Here is a 19,814-nt window from a genome sequence, read left to right on the forward strand (position 1 = left end):
CAAAGAGATACAAACTATGAACGACCGCCAGTAAAGCCTGGCGGCTGTAAGCAAATTACCTGGCGAGCTCACTGCACTACGCGATAACACGGCACATACGCCGCGCCACCCGGCAACTTCATGCGATGCTGGGCAACGAACGCCTGCAACAGCTCATCCAGTGGCTTCATGATGGCCGGGTCGCCGTGGATCTCGTACGGGCCATGTTCTTCGATCAGGCGAATGCCCTTGTCCTTCACGTTACCCGCCACGATCCCCGAAAACGCACGGCGCAGGTTGGCTGCCAGTTCATGGGGCGGCAGTGCGTGGCTCAGTTGCAGGCTGGCCATGTTTTCGTGGGTCGGGTCGAACGGGCGCTGGAAGCCTTCGTCGATCTTCAGCAGCCAGTTGAAGTGAAACGCGTCGTTGCGCTCACGGCGGAACTGCTTCACCGCCTTGAGGCCGGCAGTCATCTGGCGGGCCACTTCGGCCGGGTCGTCGATGATGATCTGGTAGTGCGCCTGCGCGGCTTCGCCGAGGGTGGCGCCGACGAAGGCATGCAATTGTTGCAGGTACGGCGCGGCTTGTTTCGGCCCGGTGAGAATGACCGGGAAGGGGACGTCGCGGTTGTCCGGGTGCATCAGGATGCCCAGCAGGTACAGGAACTCTTCGGCCGTACCGGCGCCGCCGGGGAAGATGATGATGCCGTGGCCTACGCGCACGAAGGCTTCAAGGCGTTTTTCGATGTCCGGCAGGATCACCAGTTCGTTGACGATCGGGTTCGGCGCTTCGGCGGCGATGATGCCCGGCTCGGTCAGGCCCAGGTAGCGCCCGCCGGTAATGCGTTGTTTGGCGTGGGAAATGGTCGCGCCCTTCATCGGGCCTTTCATCACGCCCGGGCCGCAACCGGTGCACACGTCGAGGCTGCGCAGGCCGAGTTCGTGACCGACTTTCTTGGTGTATTTGTACTCTTCGGTATTGATCGAGTGCCCGCCCCAGCACACCACGATCTTCGGCTCCACGCCCGGACGCAGGGTGCGAGCATTGCGCAGCAGGTGGAATACGTAGTCGGTGATGCCCTGGGAGTTGCTCAGGTCGATGCGCTGGCTGTCCAGCTCGTTCTCGGTGTAGACGATGTCCCGCAGGGCGCTGAACAGCATTTCGCGGGTGCTGGCGATCATTTCGCCATCGACGAAAGCATCGGCGGGGGCGTTCAACAGCTCCAGGCGTACGCCACGGTCCTGCTGGTGGATGCGCACTTCAAAGTTCTTGTAGGCGTCGAGGATGGTCTTGGCGTTATCGATATGGGCGCCGGTGTTGAGGATCGCCAGGGCGCACTGGCGAAACAGGGTGTAGATGCTGCCGGTACCGGCTTCGCTCAGTTGCTGGACTTCACGTTGGGACAGGGTTTCGAGGCTGCCCTTGGGGCTGACGGAGGCATTGATGACTTGGCGTTGGGGCATTCTGATTCCTTGAAAACGCAGCCACCGCACCTGTCGAGGTGCGATGACGTGAGAATGGTGGGCGCAGGTTAGGGCGCACGAGCCGGATATTTACCTCAGGCGCAGGGCCGAGCGCAAATACCGTCCAACACCATCATGCCGCAGAACTTACTCAATCAGCTTCCAGTTTTTGTAGAAAACCCGACGCAGGGTAAAGACCAGCCCGGCAAATCCCGCGATGACGGCGTTAAGCACCGACGGCAGCGGCGTCGGCCGTACGATGTCGATGAACAGGCAGTAGCGCTTGGCGTCGTTCTTGTTGAAGGAGGCATGCATCAGCGTGTCATCAAAGATAAACAGCGGGTCGTCGTGCCAGTAGTGCTTGTGCTTGCCGACCTGGATGTACACGCCGTCGTGATGGGGCGCCGGTGCCATGTTGTAGAGCACGCGGAACATCATGCGCAGGGGACCGAAGTGAAAGGACGTCGAGCGGTTCTCGTTGAACACCGACACGCCGATGGTTTTCACGAACGGCAGTTTTTTGCGCAGTTCAGGAATATCCAGGGTGGTTTCGATCGGGCGCCCGTACCACTGGAAAAACAACATGCCGCGCTTCTTCTCGGCCATGCGTTCGTCCAGGTAGCCGATGATTTCATCCTTATGGGCCATGGCGTCATCAAGCACCTGTTGCAGGTCTGTGCGCCAGGCCGGTGGCAGGTCGCCCATCGTGTAGACGTGACGGTTACGCGCGCTCAGCAGGTCGAACAGGGTGTTGAACGGCGCCAGCAGCCAAGTGTTGCGACCGCTGCCGATAAAGTATTTCTTGACGGTCGGCTTGTCATACAGGCCGTTACGCAGGAAGTCGTAAACGCCGCACACCAGTACCAGGCAGAGGAACACCAGGGTGGTTTCGGGGAACACATCGATAATCAGCAACACGCCGAGTACCCAGGCGACCGATACCGCTTTCTTACGCAAAGCAGACTTGTTCATGCAACTCAGCTCCAGGAGGACGCCATTCGACAGGTCCGGATCCGTGGCCGCGAGTGGTGGGGTTTTGAAACATAATGAAACATCTTCGTCATGATAAGGCGTCCAGCAGCGGATTGGCGTTTTAAATAGTGCAAAATTGTGAAGGCTCGACACAGTCTTTAACCCTGGTGGGCTCGTATGGATTGGATTTTGTAAACAGAAGATTTGCGACTATCGTGACGCTTCGGTTTTTCGGACGTCATAGACCGGTACGATTGAAGTTGAATGGCCACCATTGGCCTTCGGCACCTTGGAAGAGGCAGAAATTTTATGATCATCAAACCGCGGGTTCGTGGCTTTATCTGTGTGACCGCTCACCCTGTTGGCTGTGAAGCGAACGTCAAGGAACAGATCGACTACGTAACTGAGCACGGCGCCATCAAAGACGGCCCGAAGAAGGTGCTGGTCCTTGGCGCTTCCACCGGCTACGGCCTGGCCGCGCGCATCAGTGCAGCGTTTGGCTGCGGCGCCGACACCCTGGGCGTGTTTTTTGAGAAAGAAGGCGAAGAAGGCAAGCTGAGCTCCGCCGGCTGGTACAACAGCGCTGCGTTCGAGAAGTTTGCCGTTGAAAAAGGCCTGTACGCCAAGAGCATCAACGGCGACGCGTTTTCCGACGAGATCAAGCGCCTGACCATCGAAACCATCAAGAAAGACCTGGGCAAGATCGACCTGGTCGTCTACAGCCTGGCCGCGCCACGCCGTACCGATCCCAAGACCGGTGAAGTCTACAACTCCACCCTCAAGCCAATCGGCAAGGCTGTAACCCTGCGCGGTATCAATACCGACAAAGGCGTTGTGGTCGACACCACCCTCGAACCTGCAACCCAGGAAGAAATCGACGGCACCGTCAATGTCATGGGCGGCGCCGACTGGCAGCTGTGGATCGACGCCCTGCGTGACGCCGACGTACTGGCCGAAGGCGCCAAGACCACCGCGTTCACCTACCTCGGTGAGAAGCTGACCCAGGACATCTACTGGAACGGCTCCATCGGCGAAGCCAAGAAAGACCTGGACAAGAAAGTCCTGACCCTGCGCGACAACCTCGCTGCACTGAAGGGCGATGCCCGCGTATCGGTACTCAAGGCGGTGGTCACCCAGGCCAGCTCCGCGATCCCGATCATGCCGCTGTACTTGTCGTTGCTGTTCAAGGTGATGAAAGAGCAGGGCACCCACGAAGGCTGCATCGAGCAGGTCTACGGCCTGTTCAAGGACAGCCTGTACGGCAGCGAGCCGAAGCTCGACGCCGACGGCCGCCTGCGTGCCGACCTGGCCGAACTGGAACCGAAGGTCCAGGACGCCGTGGCGGCACTGTGGAACCAGGTCACCGACGAGAACGTCAACGAGATCAGTGATTTCGCCGGCTACAAGGCTGAGTTCCTGCGCTTGTTCGGCTTTGAAGTCGATGGTGTGGACTACGAGGCTGACGTCAACCCGACCGTGAAGATCAAGGGTCTGGTCCAAGCCTAAACGCGGTTAAAAATGTGGGAGGAGGCGTGTCCCCCTCCCATATTTGTTTTTTTGGTTTTTCAGATCCGTCTTACGCTCCGGCGCGCACCTCCCTCCTTGTAAATCTGCCAGACTCCCTCAGCTCTCAAACCATGCTAACGGAGGATCTGATGACGATTCGTGCAGTCGTTTTTGATTTCGGCGGTGTTCTCTTCGATTGGAACCCGCAGCACCTCTATCGCAAACTGATTGCCGACGATCAAGTGCGGCAGTGGTTCCTCGATAACATCTGTACCCAGGCCTGGAACACCGAGCAGGATGCGGGGCGGCCGCTGGCCGAAGCCACGCAGATCCTGATCGATCAATACCCCGAGCATGAACCCTTGATCACGGCCTATTACGGCCGCTGGCACGAAATGCTGCGTGGCCCGTTGCCCGAAGGCGTGGCGATTCTCAACGCGCTGCATCAGGCCAACATGCCACTGTTCGGGCTCACAAACTGGTCGGCCGAGACCTTTCCCTATGCGCTGGCCCATTACCCCTTCCTTCGCAAATTTCGCAACATCGTGGTGTCTGGCGAGTTGAAGCTGATCAAGCCTGACGCGGCGATCTACCACGCCAGTCTCAGCCAGGTACGGGTGTACCTGCCGGATATCCAGCCGGGGGAAGTGGTGTTTATCGATGATGTCGCCGGCAATATCGAAGCGGCCGTCGCCCTCGGCTGGCAAGGCATTCACCATGTGTCTGCCGAGCAGACGGCGGCGCGACTGCGCGAGTTGGGCGTGGGCTTCTAGCGCGCCCACTTTTCCATGGCGAAATCCACAAAGGCGCGCAGCTTCGGCAAGCGATAACGGTCCTGGCCGTACAGCAGATGCATGGGCCGGCTGGGCAGTTGATAGGTGGTCAGCAAGGCCACCAGCTTGCCGGTTTGCAGGTCGGGCTGTACCAGGGCATCCGGCAGCATGACGATCCCCATGCCTTGCACGGCGGCCTGGCGCAAGGCCTGGGAGCTATTGATGGTCAGCGAGCCGGACACCGGGATTTCCACTTCGCCTTCTGCGCCGGTCATGCGCCACAGCTTGTCGGCGTTGCGCCAGTCATCGGTGGAAGGGTAGGCGAATGCCAGGCAGTCGTGCTGTTGCAGGTCCTCGGGCGTCCGGGGTGTACCACGTCGGGCCAGGTAGTCCGGTGAGGCGCACAGGGTGATGGTGTAGTCCTGCATCGGTCGGGCGATCAGGCTTGAGGGTTCCAGCTCGCCCAGGCGGATGGCCACGTCAAAGCCGCTGTCGACCATGTCCATGCGCTGGTTGCTGAGCACTACGTACAGCTTGATCAGCGGGTAGCGCTGGGAAAACTCGCTCAGGGCCGGCGCCAGGCGTTCAGTGCCGAACGCCGGTGGCGCGGTGATGCGCAGTGTGCCTTTGGGGACGTCGCCGTGGGCCTGTTCGGCCCATTGCTCGGAGTCGGCCACCAGCCCGAGTACTTCCAGGCAACGCTGGTAATACTGGCCGCCGAACTCCGTGAGGCTCTGTTTGCGGGTAGTGCGCTTGAGCAGGCTGACGCCCAGGCGTTGTTCGAGGGCGCGCAAGTGGTTGCCGACCATGGTGGTCGACATCCCGCAGGCGTGGGCGGCGGCGGTCATGCTGCCGGTCTCCACCACTTTCACGTACACCGACATCGCTTGGAACAGGTCCATTATCAAGCTCTGGTTTAAAGTCATTGCAGGAAGGCGCAGTTTATCCAGCTGGGATGGCTAACGATACTGTTGCTATCTCAACGATGCACTGGAGTCCGCCACCATGACCGCCGCCTGCCTGATGACCACCTATCAACCCCTGGCCCTGAGTTTCACCCGTGGCCTCGGCACGCGCCTGTGGGACCAGCAGGGGCGCGAATACCTGGACGCAGTGGCGGGTGTGGCGGTGACCAACGTCGGGCATTCCCACCCGAAACTGGTGACGGCCATCAGCGAGCAGGCCGGCCTGTTGTTGCACACCTCCAACCTCTACAGCATCGACTGGCAACAACGTCTGGCCCAGCGCCTGACGCGGCTGTCCGGCCTGGACCGTGCCTTCTTCAATAATTCCGGCGCCGAAGCCAACGAGACGGCGCTGAAACTGGCGCGGTTGCATGGCTGGAAAAAAGGCATCGAAGAGCCCTTGGTGGTGGTGATGGAGAATGCCTTTCATGGCCGTACGCTGGGCACCATGGCGGCCAGCGATGGCCCCTCGGTGCGCTTGGGTTTCCAACGCTTGCCGGGGGATTTTCTCAAGGTCAGGTTTGGTGATCTGGCGGCGATCGAGGCAATCACCCAGACGTTTGGCACACGGATCGCGGCGGTCTTGCTGGAGCCCATTCAGGGCGAAAGTGGTGTACTGCCCGCGCCGTCGGGTTACCTGCAAGCCCTGCGTGACCACTGCACACGGCACGGCTGGCTGATGATGCTCGACGAAATCCAGACCGGCATCGGCCGCACCGGCGCCTGGTTTGCCTTCCAGCATGAAGGCATTGTCCCGGATGTGATGACCCTGGCCAAAGGCCTCGGCAATGGCGTGCCCATCGGTGCGTGCCTGGCCAGGGCAGCGGTAGCCGCGCTTTTCACGCCCGGCAGTCACGGCAGCACCTTTGGCGGCAACCCGCTGGCGTGCCGGGTGGGCTGCACGGTGTTGGACATTATCGAAGAGCAAGGCTTGTTGCAGAACGCTGCACAACAGGGCGAGCGCTTGCTGGCGCGGTTACGCATGGAATTGGAAGAGCATCCGCAGGTGCTGGCGATTCGCGGGCAGGGCCTGATGATCGGTATTGAACTGGCCAGCCCCTATCGCGACCTGGCACAGCGTGCTGCCCAGGAGCATGGGCTGCTGATCAACGTGACGCGGGGCAAGGTCATTCGCCTGCTGCCGCCGCTGACCCTGGATGCCAAGGAGGTGGAGATGATCGTGCGGGCCATCACTCGGCTATTGAACTAGGTCCTTTCCGTTGAGCCACTCCTGGTTCATGGTTTCGGTATCCCCCAGGTATTCCAATAACCACGCCATGGCCGGGGACAGTTTGCTCTGTGCCCAGGCCACGCACGATGGGCTGGCCGGGAAGGGGCGCGTCAGTTGCAGCGCCACCAATTCACCGCGTTCGATCCAGGGCAATACCTGATGCGCCGGTGCCATGCCGACGCACAGGCCATCGCGCAGGCAATCGATGGCGGAGGCCCAGTTCGGGACTACCAACCGGCGTTGGTTATCCAGGGTCCAGGTGTCGCGCTTGGGCAGGTTGCGCGAGGTGTCGGTCATGCACAGCGAGGCGAAGGGGCGCAGTTGGTCGTCATTGAGCAACCCGTCCACCGCCGCCAATGGGTGCCGGGCGCTGACCACGCACAGCCAATTCAATAAGCCCATATCGCGAAAAGTAAAGTGACTGGCCACCGGCACGGCGCTGGTGGCACCGATGACAATATCGGTGCGCTCATCCGCCAGGGCATCCCACACACCGTTGTACACCTCGTATTCCAGCAGCAATTCCACCTCGGGAAACTGCCGATAGAAATCCAGCACCAACTGTCGGCAGCGCTGGGGTTTGACGATGGAATCCACCGCGACCTTCAACTGGCCACTCCAGCCATTGGCCACCTGCTGGCACAGGCGCCGTGTGCCGAGCATTTTTTTCATTACCCCGCGGGCCTCGTCGATAAACAGGCGGCCGGCGGGTGTCAGTTCCACATCACGATGCCGGCGCACAAACAGCGGTACGGCCAGCCACTCTTCCAGTTGGCGTACGGTATAACTGATGGCTGACGGCACGCGGTGCAATTCCTGGGCGGCGGCGCTGAAGCTGCCATGGCGCGCTACCGCATCGACGACATCCAGGGAGTATTCGGACCACATGAGGGTTGCCTTCAAAATTATTGATAACAGACGCCAATTATTATCGCTTCACAGCAAAACTGTCAGCTTCATAATGGGCGGCAGTCAGCAAATAGTTTGATGGCAGGATTAACAAGGTTTCAATGAAAAATTCTTTTGGTTTCACCTGGTATCTGGCGGGGCTGAGCATGCTCGGTTACCTCGCCATGGACATGTATTTGCCGGCATTCGGCGCCATGGGCGAGCAGTTGCAGATTGGTGCGGGCGCGGTGGGCGCCAGCCTGAGTATCTTCCTCGCGGGCTTTGCCGTGGGGCAGTTGCTGTGGGGGCCGTTGTCCGACCGCCTGGGGCGCAAGCCGATCCTGCTCGCAGGCTTGAGCCTGTTTGTCGTGGGTTGCGCGGGGATGTTTTGGGTCGAGACCGCGCCGCAGTTGCTGGCCTTGCGCTTTATGCAGGCGATTGGCGTGTGTTCTGCGGCCGTGAGCTGGCAGGCGCTGGTGATCGACCGCTACCCGGCCGACAAGGCCCACCGTGTGTTCGCCAGCATCATGCCGTTGATGTCGTTGTCACCGGCGCTGGCGCCACTGCTGGGCGCGATGGTGCTGAACCACTTCGGTTGGCAGGCCATCTTCGGTGTATTGCTGGGGGTGTCGCTGCTGTTGTTGCTACCGACGTTGTTCCTGCGCTCCGTGTCGAAACCTCAGACGCGGGAAGACGAACCTTCGCGCCTTGGCTATTGGCAGTTGCTCACCTCCCGGGTGTTTACCGGCAATGTGATGATCTTCGCCGCCTGCTCGGCCAGTTTCTTCGCCTGGCTGACCGCTTCACCCTTCATCCTCGGCGACATGGGCTATAGCCCGAATGACATCGGCCTGAGCTACGTGCTGCCGACATTGGCGTTTCTGGTGGGTGGCTACAGTTGCCGTAGCGCTTTGCAGCGTTTCCAGGGCAAGACGCTGTTGCCGTGGTTGCTGCTGGCCTATTGCATCAGCATGGTGGCGCTGTACCTGGTCGCCACCTTGACCGTGCCGACGCTCACCACCTTGCTGATTCCGTTCTGCCTGATGGCGCTGGTCAACGGCGCCAGCTACCCGATCGTGGTGGCGAATGCGCTGATGCCGTTTGCAGAACATTCCGGCAAGGCGGCGGCACTGCAAAACACGCTGCAATTGGGCCTGTGCTTTCTCAGCAGCCTGTTGGTGTCATCGATGATCGAACAGCCGTTGCTGATTACTGTGATAGTGATGCTGGCGACCGCGCCCTTGGCCGTCTTGGGCTATTGGCTGGCGCGGCCGAAAGCAGACAAGTCGGAACTGGCCGCCGCCTAGAACGTCACTTCCATGTTCACCGTCGGCGTTGACGTACGGCTGCCCCGGCCGCCGTCCACGCCGAACTTGTTATGCCAGTACTCGTAACCCACCCCGAGGTACAGGTTCGGCTTCACGCTCCTGCCCGGCCGCACCGCGACCATCAGCGCGCTGCGCATCAGGGTTTCCGGTGCCGTGTCACGGCCATGGTAGTCCGCGCCTTTTTCCCCGACGTAGTTCACAAAACCCTGGAATTTCGCCGCATGGTTGGCGATCTCGAAAGGGCGCATCCACGTCAGGTTGAGCATGTAGGTGTCGTCAAACGTGTGGTTCGACTCACGTGCACCGGGGATGCCGGTGTGGTTGCGCTCCTTGTAGTACAGAAGGCTCAGGTCCAGCACGCCCACGGTGTTGAACTTCAATGTCGGGCCGAGCACCAGTGCGCGTTTTTTCGCCGAAGCGACGTTGTTGTTGCGGTTGGCATCAAAGCCCAGGGTCAGCGCGTAATCCTTGACCAGCCCGGTGCCCAGGGGCACATCCAGCACCCGTGATGCATACAACTGATGCCGGTACACCGCGTACACCTCGCTGCCGCCGTGGTCGGTGCCCTTGCGCGGGTCGCGGTTGTCGGACAGGAACACGTCCAGGTTCAGGAAGTTGCTGCCATACCGGTAGCCGCTGGCGTGGGTAACGCTGTAGATGCGCTTGCTGAATTCGTCGGGGTTATTCGGATTGGTGAACTGCTGGCCGTAGCGAAAACCTACGCTGTTGTTCATCCATTCCACCGCGACGGCCTCCCCGCCGCCGAGGAGGGTGAGTGCAACGGTGGCTCCCTGTAATGCCTTTTTCATTGTTCTAGTGTCCTGTGGCGTTCTGGCTCATCACGGCCGGGTTGTTTTTGTAACGCCGATGGAGGGTATCTTGTTCGAGTGATTGTATACAGCTCTATGGACATCCAGTCTAAACATTGCATACAGTGTCACCACAACAAAAACAGAGAACCCCTCACCATGACTATCCCGAAGGCGTCACCGCAGCGGCCGGAAGATGAGAATCTAGGCGTCGCCGCCAACATGGCTTACGGCCTGCAGCATGTGCTCACCATGTACGGCGGCATCGTCGCGGTACCGTTGATCGTGGGCCAGGCGGCCGGGTTGTCACCGGCGGATATCGGCCTGTTGATCGCCGCGTCGCTGTTTGCCGGTGGCCTTGCCACCCTGTTGCAAACCCTTGGCCTGCCGTTCTTTGGCTGTCAGTTGCCGCTGGTGCAGGGCGTGTCGTTTGCCGGTGTGGCAACCATGGTGGCGATTGTCGGCAGCGATGGCGCCGGCGGGGTACCGGCGATTCTCGGCGCGGTGATGGCCGCGTCGTTTATCGGGCTGTTGATCACCCCGGTGTTCTCGCGGATCACCCAGTTCTTCCCGCCGTTGGTGACCGGTATTGTGATCACCACCATCGGCCTGACCCTGATGCCCGTGGCGGCGCGCTGGGCCATGGGCGGTAACAGCCGCGCGGCGGATTTCGGCAGCATGCCCAATATCGGCCTGGCGGCGTTGACCCTGGTGCTGGTGCTGCTATTGAGCAAGATCGGCAGCGCGACCATCTCGCGCCTGTCGATCCTGCTGGCGATGGTGATCGGCACGGTGATCGCGGTGTTCCTCGGCATGGCGGATTTTTCCGGGGTCAGCCAGGGGCCTATGTTCGGTTTCCCTGCGCCGTTCCATTTCGGTATGCCGACCTTTCACATCGCGGCGATCATTTCCATGTGCATCGTGGTGATGGTGACCCTGGTGGAAACCTCGGCCGACATCCTGGCGGTGGGGGAAATCATCGATACCAAGGTCGACTCCAAGCGTCTGGGTAATGGCCTGCGCGCCGATATGCTGTCGAGCATGTTCGCGCCGATCTTCGGTTCGTTCACCCAGAGTGCCTTCGCCCAGAACGTTGGCCTGGTGGCGGTGACCGGAGTGAAGAGTCGTTTTGTGGTGGCAACCGGTGGCTTGTTCCTGGTAATCCTCGGCTTGCTGCCATTCATGGGGCGGGTGATCGCGGCGGTGCCGACCTCGGTACTGGGCGGTGCCGGGATTGTGCTGTTCGGCACCGTGGCGGCCAGTGGTATTCGCACCTTGTCCAAGGTGGATTACCGCAACAACATGAACCTGATCATCGTCGCCACGTCCATCGGGTTTGGCATGATCCCGATTGCCGCACCGAGTTTCTACGACCAGTTCCCCAGCTGGTTCGCGACCATTTTCCATTCGGGTATCAGTTCGTCGGCGATCATGGCGATCCTGTTGAACCTGGCGTTCAACCATTTCACCGCCGGTAACTCAGACCAGCAGTCGGTGTTTGTGGCGGGGACTGAGCGCAGTTTGTGTTTCCACGACGTAGCGGCGTTGCGTGATGGGGACTATTTCAGGGGGGGCAAGTTATTTGATGCCGAGGGCAAGGAAATTCCATTGGTGGCGCAGGAGCCAAGGAAAGCCCCACATGCAGAAACCACAGAGGTCTAAAAATGTGGGAGGGGGCTTGCCCCCTTCCACATTTGGAACTCAACCAGCCTTGCGGACTGTGTGCGGAACAGAGCACGCCTCATCCAGAAACTTCACCACGGTGCCCATGCACGCCTGGCGTTCTTCCACGTGGGGCATGTGGCTGGAGTCTTCGAACAGCGCCCAGCGCACATCCGCGATTTCATCCAGGAACGGCTTGACCACCAGTGGCGTGGCTTCGTCATGCCGGCCGGAGATCACCAGGGTCGGTACCTTGATCGCCGACAGGCGACCAATGGATTTCCAGTCCTTCAGGCTGCCGATCACGTGGAACTCGGTCGGGCCGCTCATGGCGTGATACACCGTGGGGTCCGAGTCGACCTGGGCGAAGGTGCGCGCCACTTCTTCCGGCCATGGGTTCACCCGGCACACATGCTGGTCATAGAACACCCGCGAGGCGGCGAGGTATTCCGGGTCGTGGTAGGTGCCGGCGGCTTCATGCTTGAGCAGGGTTTCATGCACGCCTTGGGGCAGCAGCTTGCGCAGGCGGTTGGCTTCGCTGACCCAGGTGCGCATGCAGGTCGGCGAGTTGGCCGGGATAAACGCACGCAGGCCCTTGGGTTGCAGGATTGCGTGCTCGCTGCCGAGCATGCCGCCCCAGGACTGACCAAGGATCGCGTAGTTATCGCTGATCTGCAGGTGGTCCAGCAGGTTGTCCAATTCTTTAAGGAACAGATCGACGGTCCAGAAGGACGGGTCTTTCTCAGGCAAGTGCGTGGAGCGGCCGTTGCCCAATTGGTCGTAGTGGATGACCGCATGACCGCTGGCCGCGACGTCCTTGAACGCGTCGACATAATCATGGGTGCAGCCCGGGCCGCCGTGGATGACCACCAGCGGCGTGCGGCCGCTGGCCAGGTCGCCAGTGACGCGGTACCAGGTCTGGTAGTCGCCAAACGCGGCATACCCTTCGCGGATTTTTTCGATGAAGTCCATTTCCTACCCTGCCCTGAAAAAATGATCAGGGACACGATAGTCTGCGGGCGAGATTTAGGTAACTAGCAAAACAGCTAGGTTTTGCCGGGGGATCAGTCTTCCAGCAGGCGGTAATGGGTGGCGCGGACCACCGCCTGCACGCGGTTCTTGGCGCCCAGTTTGTGCATCGCCGAGGCCAGGTGCAGGGTGACGACGGCCAGTGAGCGGCTCAGTTGCGTGGCGATTTCGGCGGCGGTCAGGCCGTCGGCGGCCCATTTGAGGCATTCGCGTTCACGTTTGGTCAGGTGAATGTGCGGGTAGGTGCGCAGCTCCTTGCCGAACAGCGGGTAGGCCGCTTCCTGCAAAGCGTGGGAAATCAGGCTGAAGTCCGACAAGGTCTGCTGCGCGTCCTGCAACACGGTAGGCGTTTTGCCAGTGCGCAAGCCGGTCAGTGACGCGAAGCCGCCACGGGGCAGATGCATCGGCACGCTGACGCCGCAGGTCAGTTGCTGGTCGTGCAGGTAGGATGAAACGGGGGCGTGGCAGGGGTCGATGATGGTTTGCAGGGCCGTGTCAGCCTTGGCTTCGTAGGACCACACGAACGGCGATACCGTGCGCAGGGCCAGGTGTTGCACCGGGTCGATCTGGTAGAAACCCTTGCTGCACCATAGTGCATGCCAATCGGTCGGCGTGTTACGCAGCTCCAGCACCGAGGGGGTGATCAACGCACCATTCTGGTCGATCGGCACCGGGGTGTAGTCGTATACCAGTGCATCGAAGCCCAACTGCTGGGCGAGGATAAAAGTGTTGTCCATCTGCTCATCCAGGCTCCTGCCCGGCATCAGACGATTATTGAAGGCAGTTAGCTTGGCCAGCATCCGTTCTGCTCCCGAATTCATTTGAATCTCCACTTCCTGCAAGTAGAATGCCACGCCCCGGCGAAGGACTGCCAGGCCAAACCTATAAGAAATACCAGGTTATGGACGCGCGGCATCCTCGGTAGTGTTGGCCTGATAAACGGCCGCTGCCCGCCAGGCCGAAACAACACAAGGAATGTATGCATGTGGCGTGAAATTGCCCCCGACCAGCAGTACAACGTGCAAGTCGATGGCCACAACCTCGTGGTCTACAGCTTCGGCGAAGGCGATGAGGTGCTCTTGTGTCTCAACGGCGGGCCGGGCCTGCCGTGTGACTACTTGCGCGACGCCCATGGCTGGCTCAAGGACCATGACCTGCGAGTGGTTGCATTCGACCAGCTTGGCACAGGCGCATCAGCCAGACCGACCGATGTTTCCCTGTGGGAAATCCGCCGTTATGTCGAAGAAGTCGAAACCGTATGCCAAGCCCTTGGCCTCGGCCGCGTGCACCTGCTCGGGCATTCCTGGGGCGGCTGGCTGGGCATCGAATACGCCATCCATTACCCCGACAGGCTGAAAAGCCTGATCCTCGAGAACACCGTCGGCGACATTCCGCATCTTTCTCAAGAACTCGAACGCCTGCGCGGCGCGCTGGGCAGTGAGACCGTGGCGATGATGCAACGCCACGAAGCCATGGGCACCCTGGATCACCCGCAATACCAGGCCGCGATCACCTTGCTCAACTATCGCCATGTCTGCCGCCTGGACGAATGGCCCGAGCCGGTCAAGCGCTCCCTCGGCGACTGGAACATGGGCCCCTACGAAACCATGCAGGGCCCCAACGAATTTCTCTACGTCGGCAACCTCAAGGACTGGAACCGCATCCCCGAGATGGCCGCTTTCAACATGCCGATCCTGATCACTACCGGCCAGCACGACGAACTCACCCCAGCCTGCGCCATGCGCATGAAGATGGCGGCCAGACACGCCGAACTGCATGTATTTCCCAACAGTAGCCATATGCCGTTCTATGAAGAGCCACAGGCTTATTTTCCGGTACTGTTGGACTTTCTCGCTCGCCACCGAGGCTGACCGATGAACCTGGCGCGCTACCGTTTTGTACTGTCCCGACCGCTGCAATTGCTGCCGGTACTGTTTGGCATCAGCCTGATCACGTTTGTGCTGGTGCGCTCGATTCCTGGCGACCCGGCACGGGCCCTGCTGGGTTCGCGCAGCACGCCGGACGCCTTGCTGAAAATCCGCGCCCAGTACGGCCTCGACCAGCCTTTGTGGCAGCAGTATTTCTATTTCCTGAAGAACCTGCTCAAGGGCGATCTCGGCCAATCACTGCTGTACAAAGTCGACGCCTTGAAATTGATCGTCACCCGCATCGAACCCACCCTGGTGCTGGTGCTCGGCAGCGTGGTGCTGGCGCTGCTGATCGCGGTGCCGCTGGCGACGTGGGCCGCGCGCAATAAAGGCGGGTGGGCGGACAACCTGATCCGCGTGTTCACCACCGTGGGCCTGGGCATGCCGGCGTTCTGGCTGGGCCTGATGCTGATCCTGCTGCTCAGTGTGCAATGGGGCCTGTTCCCGGTGTCCGGCTACGGTCGTACCTGGCTGGACAAGGCGCACCATATGGTCTTGCCGTGCCTGACCATCGCCCTGGCGCTGTCGGCGGTGCTGGTCCGCAACCTGCGGGCGAGCATGTTGATGGAGCTGCAGGCCGACCACGTCACTGCCGCGCGGGCCCGCGGGCTGTCGGAAGCAGCGGTGTTCCGTCGCCATGTGTTGCCCAATTCCCTGGTGCCGGCGGTCAACCTGCTGGCGGTGAATATTGGCTGGCTGATCAGCGGCACCGTCGTGATCGAAAGCCTGTTCGCCATTCCCGGCATCGGCCAGTTGCTGGTGCGCGGCATTTTTACCCGCGACTACATGGTGGTGCAGGGCGTGGCCATGGTGCTGGCGTGCGCGACGGTGGTGGTCAACTTTATCGCCGACGTGGTCACGGTGGCCCTCGACCCTCGGGTGAAAATGCAATGAGCAGCCGTCCACTGATTGCTCCATGGCGCCTGCGTCTGCGGTTTGGCTTTCGCAATGGTCGCCTGACGGCCGCGTGGGGGCTTTTGGTCCTGCTGGTGTGGTTGGTCCTGGCGCTGTGCGCGCCGTGGATCGCGCCCTATGACCCGATCGCGCAGAACACCGACATCAGCTTGCTGGGGCCGAGTCTCGCCCATCCATTCGGTACGGATAACTACGGTAGGGACATCCTTTCGAGGGTGATCTGGGGTGCGCGCGTCGATCTGCAACTGGCCATTATCGGGGTGATTTTCCCGTTCATTATCGGCACGTTTGTCGGCGCGGTTTCCGGCTATATCGGCGGGCGCTTCGACAGTTTCTGCATGCGCGTGATCGATGTGATCCTGGCGTTCCCGTTCCTGGTGTTGATGCTGGCGATCATGGCTATCCTCGGTCCGGGTTTGAAGAGTTTTTATATCGCCATGGCGCTGGTGGGCTGGGTGTCGTATGCACGGCTGATCCGCTCACAGATCCTGGTGCTCAAGGAAAGCGACTTCGCCCTCGCGGCCAAGAGCCTGGGCTTTGGCCATGGGCGCATCCTGTTCCGGCATTTGCTGCCGAATGCGATGTTTGGCTCGATTGTGTTTTCCATGTCTGACGCGGTGCTGGTACTGCTCAACGGTGCCGCCGTGAGCTACCTGGGCCTGGGCGTGCAACCGCCGACGGCGGAGTGGGGAACGATGATTGCCGAAGGGCAGGCGTTTATCACCACGGCCTGGTGGATCTGCACCTTTCCGGGGTTGGCCATCGTGACCCTGGCCATGGGCTTCAGCCTGCTGGCCGATGGTGTGGCGCAAGTGTTGGGGGATCGCTCATGAGTCTGCTTCAAGTGCGGGATCTGAGTGTGATCGCCAATAACAGCGGGCGCGATGTGACCCTGGTCGACCGCGTGTCCTTCGACCTGGCCGAAGGCGAGATCCTCGGCCTGGTGGGCGAAAGCGGCTCGGGCAAGACCATGGCCTGCCGTGGCTTGATGCGCCTGTTGCCGTCGCCCAGCCTGCGCGTGCAGGGCGGTGCGGTACGCCTGGCGGGCCAGGACCTGCTGCAACTGGATGACGCCGGCATGCGCGCGGTGCGTGGCGGGCAGTTGGGCATGATTTTCCAGAACCCCAGCAGCCACCTTGACCCGTTGATGCGCATCGGCGATCAGATCGCCGAAGGCATCCGCCTGCATCAGGGCGCGTCGAAAAAACACGCGCGCCGACAAGCCATCGAAGTGTTGCGCCAGGTGGGCATTCCCGATCCCCAGGCACGGGTCGACAACTATCCCCATGAATTTTCCGGTGGCATGCGCCAGCGCGCGATGATCGCCGTGGCCCTGGGCTGCAACCCGAACGTATTGATTGCCGACGAGCCGACCACGGCGTTGGACGTGACCGTGCAGGCGCAGATCCTGCGCCTGTTGCTGGACCTGCGTGACCAGCGCGGCCTGTCGCTCATCATGATCACCCACGACCTCGGCGTGGTTGCGCAAACCTGCGATTCCATCGCCGTGATGTATGCCGGGCGCCTGTGCGAGCACGGCAGCAAGTACGACGTGCTCGCCCACCCGCAACACCCCTACACCGCCGGCCTGATTGATTGCCAGCCGGCCCACGGCAGTGGCCCTGGGTTGCTGCGTACCATCCCCGGCCAGCCGCCCTTGCTCGATGCATTACCCGGCGGCTGCCGCTTCAACCCGCGTTGCCCGCAGGTCGGCGCGTTGTGCACCGAACGGTTGCCCGAAGGCACGCGCGTGGCCTGTCACTACCCGTTGGGAGCACGCCCATGAGCCTGTTGCAGATCAAGAACCTGGAGGTGCGGTTCGCCGCGTCCGGCACGGGGGTGTTCGGCCTGAACAAGCAGTGGGTGAAGGCGGTGAACGGCGTGTCGCTGAACCTTGCAGCCGGTGAAACCCTGGGGTTGGTGGGGGAGTCCGGCAGCGGCAAAAGCACCCTGGGCCGCGCGATCCTGCACCTCAACCCGATCAGTGCCGGGCAGGTGCTGTTCGATGGCATCGACATGGCCCATGGCAGCGCGATCGACATCGCGCGCCTGCGCCAGGAAACGGCGATGATCTTCCAGGATCCCTACGCCGCGTTGAACCCGCGCCACACCATCGGCGAAACCATCGCCGAGGTGCTGCGGGTGCAGCGCAAAGTCCCGGCAGAGCGTATCCCGGCTCGCGTCAACGAACTGCTTGACCTAGTCGGCCTGCGCCCCGAACTGGCCAGTCGCAAACCCGGCGCCCTCAGTGGCGGCCAATGCCAGCGTGTCGGTATTGCCCGGGCGCTGGCGGTGGAGCCTCGCTTGATCATCGCCGATGAATGCGTGGCGGCCCTGGATGTATCGATCCAGGGCCAGATCATCAACCTGCTGTTGGAACTGCAACAGCGCATGAACCTGGCGATCCTGTTTATCGCCCACGATTTGGCCATCGTGCGGCGCCTGTGCGACCGCGTGGCGGTGATGTACCTGGGCAAGATCGTCGAGGAAGGGCCGGTGGAAGCGGTCTTCACCGCGCCGCGCCATCCGTATACCGCGGCGTTGATCGAGGCGATTCCGGAGATCGATCCGCACCGGCCTTTGCCGACGCAGCTGTTGCCTGGCGAGCCGCCGAGCCCGCTGAATTTGCCTACGGGCTGTGCCTTCCACCCGCGTTGCCGGTACGCCCGGACGATGTGTTCCGTGGTGTTGCCGCCTACCCATTCCCAGCACGAGCATCGATACAGTTGCGTGCTTGAAGAACCGTTGACCCTTCCTGCCCATCATGAACAAGGAGTTATGACATGCAATCGCGCCACTTGAAGTTGCTCGCCGCTGCTACGTTGACCGCGTGGTCCCTCACTGCCGGATTGGCGCAAGCCGCCGGCGTCCTCACCATCGGTTGCCGTGAAGACAGCACCACGTTCGACCCGATCAAAAGCGCGCAGAACCGCGATACCTGGGTATTTGCCAACGTCTACGACACCCTGGTGCGCGTGGACAACCTGGGGACCAAGATGGAGCCCGGCCTGGCTGAAAGCTGGGATATTTCCAAGGACGGCCTGACCTACACCTTCAAGCTGCGCGATGCGAAGTTCTCCGATGGCTCGGCGATCACCGCCGAGGATGCGGCGTTCAGCCTGTTGCGCATCCGCGATAACAAGGCTTCGTTGTGGGCTGATCCCTTCAACCTGATCGACACCGCAAAGGCGACGGACTCGAAAACCCTGGTTGTCACACTGAAGACCCCGGCAGTCGCCTTCCTGTCGCAACTGGCTTCGCCGACGGTGTCGATCCTGTCGGAAAAAGCCATGACAAAAATGGGTGAAGACGCCTACTCGGAAAATCCGGTGACCTCCGGCGCGTTTACCGTGGACGAATGGCGCAAGGGCGACCGGGTCATCCTGAAGAAGAACCCGAACTTCTGGCAGGCCAAGAAGGTCAGCCTGGATGGCGTGGAGTGGGTCTCCGTGACCGACGACAACACGCGGATGCGCATGGTGCAGAACAACGAGCTGGACACGGCGATCTTCGTACCGTTTTCCCGGGTTGAAGAGCTGAAGAAAGACAAGAACGTGGTGATCCACTCCGACCCGTCCACCCGTGAAGATCACCTGCTGATCAACCACGCCCACGGTCTGCTGGCCAAGCAGGAAGTACGCGAGGCGCTGGACATGGCCATCGACAAGCAGTCGCTGGTGAAAACCGCGACCTACGGTCAGGGCACTGTGGCCTATTCCTACATCCCGAAAGGCTCGTTGTTCCACTACGCCAACAACCTGCAACGCCCGTATGACCCGACCGCCGCCAAGAAACTGTTGGAAAAGGCTGGCGCGAAGGACTTGAAGCTCAACTATGTGGTCAACGCCGGCAACGAAGCCGACGAGCAGATCGCGGTGATCATCAAGGACCAGTTGGCCAAGGTCGGCGTGACCGCCAACCTGCAGAAGGTCGACCCGACCCAAAGCTGGCAGATGCTGGTGGACGGTGAGTACGATATTTCGGTGATGTACTGGACCAACGACATCCTCGACCCGGACCAGAAGACCACCTTCGTGCTGGGCCACGACACCAACCAGAACTACATGACCCGCTACAAGAACGATAAGGTCAAGGAACTGGTCGCGGCGGCGCGCATCGAGGCTGACCCGGTCAAGCGTGAGCAGATGTATGTCGAGTTGCAGAAACTGGCGAAACAGGATGTGAACTGGATCGACCTGTACTACAGCCCGTACATCAACATCTCACGCAAGAATGTGAGCAACTTCCTGCAAAATCCGTTGGGTCGTTTCACGCTTGAAGATGTCGTGAAAAACTAAGGCCCAGAGAACACCGCAATACAAATGTGGGAGGGGGCTTGCCCCCGATAGCGGTGGGTCAGTCACAG

At 61.0% G+C, this 19,814-nt stretch carries 18 protein-coding genes; 11 read left to right on the forward strand and 7 right to left on the reverse strand.

The annotated features are described in order from the left end of the window. Positions 1-68: 68 nt before the first annotated feature. Together ppnN and C8K58_RS18355 are read right to left on the reverse strand one after the other, a co-directional pair. Positions 69-1,442, reverse strand: coding sequence for a nucleotide 5'-monophosphate nucleosidase PpnN (gene ppnN / locus C8K58_RS18350; protein WP_027604203.1), 1,374 nt, complete (start codon positions 1,440-1,442; stop codon positions 69-71). 147 nt (positions 1,443-1,589) lie between these two features. Next, complete coding sequence (locus C8K58_RS18355; protein WP_027604202.1) at positions 1,590-2,414, reverse strand: aspartyl/asparaginyl beta-hydroxylase domain-containing protein; 825 nt, start codon at positions 2,412-2,414, stop codon at positions 1,590-1,592. Positions 2,415-2,723: 309 nt separating this feature from the next. Here C8K58_RS18355 and fabV point away from each other — a divergent pair, with 309 nt between their 5' ends. Together fabV and C8K58_RS18365 are read left to right on the forward strand one after the other, a co-directional pair. Next, on the forward strand, positions 2,724-3,920 hold the full coding sequence (gene fabV, locus C8K58_RS18360) for an enoyl-ACP reductase FabV (RefSeq protein ID WP_092359000.1): 1,197 nt from the start codon (positions 2,724-2,726) through the stop codon (positions 3,918-3,920). Positions 3,921-4,069: 149 nt separating this feature from the next. Further along, positions 4,070-4,693, forward strand: a complete 624-nt coding sequence (locus tag C8K58_RS18365) for an HAD family phosphatase (RefSeq protein ID WP_092359002.1) — start codon at positions 4,070-4,072, stop codon at positions 4,691-4,693. Here the strand turns inward: C8K58_RS18365 and C8K58_RS18370 are convergent. Then, positions 4,690-5,595, reverse strand: coding sequence for a LysR family transcriptional regulator (locus tag C8K58_RS18370; RefSeq protein WP_108574018.1), 906 nt, complete (start codon positions 5,593-5,595; stop codon positions 4,690-4,692). The genes C8K58_RS18365 and C8K58_RS18370 overlap by 4 nt on opposite strands. Before the next feature lie 103 nt (positions 5,596-5,698). On the opposite strand from C8K58_RS18370, the gene C8K58_RS18375 reads away from it, so the two are divergent. Continuing rightward, positions 5,699-6,868 carry an aspartate aminotransferase family protein gene (locus tag C8K58_RS18375; protein WP_108574019.1) on the forward strand — a complete coding sequence of 390 codons (1,170 nt, stop codon included), beginning with the start codon at positions 5,699-5,701 and terminating at the stop codon, positions 6,866-6,868. Here the strand turns inward: C8K58_RS18375 and punR are convergent. Then, complete coding sequence (punR, locus tag C8K58_RS18380; RefSeq protein WP_027604197.1) at positions 6,857-7,777, reverse strand: DNA-binding transcriptional activator PunR; 921 nt, start codon at positions 7,775-7,777, stop codon at positions 6,857-6,859. The genes C8K58_RS18375 and punR overlap by 12 nt on opposite strands. A gap of 122 nt (positions 7,778-7,899) precedes the next feature. Here punR and punC point away from each other — a divergent pair, with 122 nt between their 5' ends. After that, the gene (gene punC, locus C8K58_RS18385) at positions 7,900-9,084 is read left to right on the forward strand and encodes a purine nucleoside transporter PunC (RefSeq protein ID WP_027604196.1); all 1,185 of its coding nucleotides are present in this window, start codon (positions 7,900-7,902) and stop codon (positions 9,082-9,084) included. Here punC and C8K58_RS18390 read toward each other — a convergent pair. Further along, entirely contained in the window at positions 9,081-9,914 is an 834-nt protein-coding gene (locus tag C8K58_RS18390) for a nucleoside-binding protein (protein ID WP_092359010.1), read from the reverse strand. The two genes, punC and C8K58_RS18390, sit on opposite strands and share 4 nt — an antisense overlap. A 159-nt stretch (positions 9,915-10,073) precedes the next feature. Here C8K58_RS18390 and C8K58_RS18395 point away from each other — a divergent pair, with 159 nt between their 5' ends. Next, a complete protein-coding gene (locus C8K58_RS18395) occupies positions 10,074-11,576 on the forward strand; it encodes a nucleobase:cation symporter-2 family protein (protein WP_027604194.1) in 1,503 nt (500 codons plus the stop codon). Positions 11,577-11,615: 39 nt separating this feature from the next. On the opposite strand, the gene C8K58_RS18400 is transcribed toward C8K58_RS18395, so the two are convergent. Next, entirely contained in the window at positions 11,616-12,548 is a 933-nt protein-coding gene (locus C8K58_RS18400) for a proline iminopeptidase-family hydrolase (RefSeq protein ID WP_027604193.1), read from the reverse strand. 92 nt (positions 12,549-12,640) lie between these two features. Next, the gene (locus C8K58_RS18405) at positions 12,641-13,405 is read right to left on the reverse strand and encodes a LuxR family transcriptional regulator (RefSeq protein WP_027604192.1); all 765 of its coding nucleotides are present in this window, start codon (positions 13,403-13,405) and stop codon (positions 12,641-12,643) included. A 183-nt stretch (positions 13,406-13,588) separates the two neighbouring features. Here C8K58_RS18405 and C8K58_RS18410 point away from each other — a divergent pair, with 183 nt between their 5' ends. Genes C8K58_RS18410 through C8K58_RS18435 form a run of 6 tightly spaced genes read left to right on the forward strand, consistent with a single transcriptional unit; the run spans position 13,589 to position 19,746 of the window. Then, positions 13,589-14,476 carry a proline iminopeptidase-family hydrolase gene (locus tag C8K58_RS18410; protein ID WP_108574020.1) on the forward strand — a complete coding sequence of 296 codons (888 nt, stop codon included), beginning with the start codon at positions 13,589-13,591 and terminating at the stop codon, positions 14,474-14,476. Between the two features lie 3 nt (positions 14,477-14,479). Then, positions 14,480-15,427 carry an ABC transporter permease gene (locus C8K58_RS18415; protein WP_027604190.1) on the forward strand — a complete coding sequence of 316 codons (948 nt, stop codon included), beginning with the start codon at positions 14,480-14,482 and terminating at the stop codon, positions 15,425-15,427. Further along, positions 15,424-16,281 carry an ABC transporter permease gene (locus tag C8K58_RS18420; RefSeq protein ID WP_108574021.1) on the forward strand — a complete coding sequence of 286 codons (858 nt, stop codon included), beginning with the start codon at positions 15,424-15,426 and terminating at the stop codon, positions 16,279-16,281. The genes C8K58_RS18415 and C8K58_RS18420 overlap by 4 nt, the downstream gene beginning before the upstream one ends. Next, positions 16,278-17,234: an ABC transporter ATP-binding protein gene (locus tag C8K58_RS18425; RefSeq protein ID WP_098480120.1), complete on the forward strand. Its 957-nt coding sequence runs from the start codon at positions 16,278-16,280 to the stop codon at positions 17,232-17,234. The genes C8K58_RS18420 and C8K58_RS18425 overlap by 4 nt, the downstream gene beginning before the upstream one ends. Then, a complete protein-coding gene (locus C8K58_RS18430) occupies positions 17,231-18,250 on the forward strand; it encodes an ABC transporter ATP-binding protein (protein WP_098480119.1) in 1,020 nt (339 codons plus the stop codon). Before C8K58_RS18425 ends, C8K58_RS18430 begins: the two co-directional genes overlap by 4 nt. Then, complete coding sequence (locus tag C8K58_RS18435; protein ID WP_065939299.1) at positions 18,232-19,746, forward strand: ABC transporter substrate-binding protein; 1,515 nt, start codon at positions 18,232-18,234, stop codon at positions 19,744-19,746. Before C8K58_RS18430 ends, C8K58_RS18435 begins: the two co-directional genes overlap by 19 nt. Positions 19,747-19,814 lie beyond the last annotated feature (68 nt).

The organism is Pseudomonas sp. GV047 (genome assembly GCF_003058245.1).
In the GTDB taxonomy this organism is placed as follows: domain Bacteria; phylum Pseudomonadota; class Gammaproteobacteria; order Pseudomonadales; family Pseudomonadaceae; genus Aquipseudomonas; species Aquipseudomonas marginalis.

Coding starts and splice junctions, on each gene's coding strand:
- C8K58_RS18405 (WP_027604192.1), bottom strand. CDS start 13,405: ATGCTGGCCAAGCTAACTGCCTTCAATAATCGTCTGATGCCGGGCAGG.
- punC (WP_027604196.1), top strand. CDS start 7,900: ATGAAAAATTCTTTTGGTTTCACCTGGTATCTGGCGGGGCTGAGCATG.
- C8K58_RS18435 (WP_065939299.1), top strand. CDS start 18,232: ATGCAATCGCGCCACTTGAAGTTGCTCGCCGCTGCTACGTTGACCGCG.
- C8K58_RS18390 (WP_092359010.1), bottom strand. CDS start 9,914: ATGAAAAAGGCATTACAGGGAGCCACCGTTGCACTCACCCTCCTCGGC.
- C8K58_RS18400 (WP_027604193.1), bottom strand. CDS start 12,548: ATGGACTTCATCGAAAAAATCCGCGAAGGGTATGCCGCGTTTGGCGAC.
- C8K58_RS18425 (WP_098480120.1), top strand. CDS start 16,278: ATGAGTCTGCTTCAAGTGCGGGATCTGAGTGTGATCGCCAATAACAGC.
- C8K58_RS18420 (WP_108574021.1), top strand. CDS start 15,424: ATGAGCAGCCGTCCACTGATTGCTCCATGGCGCCTGCGTCTGCGGTTT.
- C8K58_RS18415 (WP_027604190.1), top strand. CDS start 14,480: ATGAACCTGGCGCGCTACCGTTTTGTACTGTCCCGACCGCTGCAATTG.
- C8K58_RS18370 (WP_108574018.1), bottom strand. CDS start 5,595: ATGGACCTGTTCCAAGCGATGTCGGTGTACGTGAAAGTGGTGGAGACC.
- ppnN (WP_027604203.1), bottom strand. CDS start 1,442: ATGCCCCAACGCCAAGTCATCAATGCCTCCGTCAGCCCCAAGGGCAGC.
- punR (WP_027604197.1), bottom strand. CDS start 7,777: ATGTGGTCCGAATACTCCCTGGATGTCGTCGATGCGGTAGCGCGCCAT.
- fabV (WP_092359000.1), top strand. CDS start 2,724: ATGATCATCAAACCGCGGGTTCGTGGCTTTATCTGTGTGACCGCTCAC.
- C8K58_RS18395 (WP_027604194.1), top strand. CDS start 10,074: ATGACTATCCCGAAGGCGTCACCGCAGCGGCCGGAAGATGAGAATCTA.
- C8K58_RS18365 (WP_092359002.1), top strand. CDS start 4,070: ATGACGATTCGTGCAGTCGTTTTTGATTTCGGCGGTGTTCTCTTCGAT.
- C8K58_RS18430 (WP_098480119.1), top strand. CDS start 17,231: ATGAGCCTGTTGCAGATCAAGAACCTGGAGGTGCGGTTCGCCGCGTCC.
- C8K58_RS18355 (WP_027604202.1), bottom strand. CDS start 2,414: ATGAACAAGTCTGCTTTGCGTAAGAAAGCGGTATCGGTCGCCTGGGTA.
- C8K58_RS18410 (WP_108574020.1), top strand. CDS start 13,589: ATGTGGCGTGAAATTGCCCCCGACCAGCAGTACAACGTGCAAGTCGAT.
- C8K58_RS18375 (WP_108574019.1), top strand. CDS start 5,699: ATGACCGCCGCCTGCCTGATGACCACCTATCAACCCCTGGCCCTGAGT.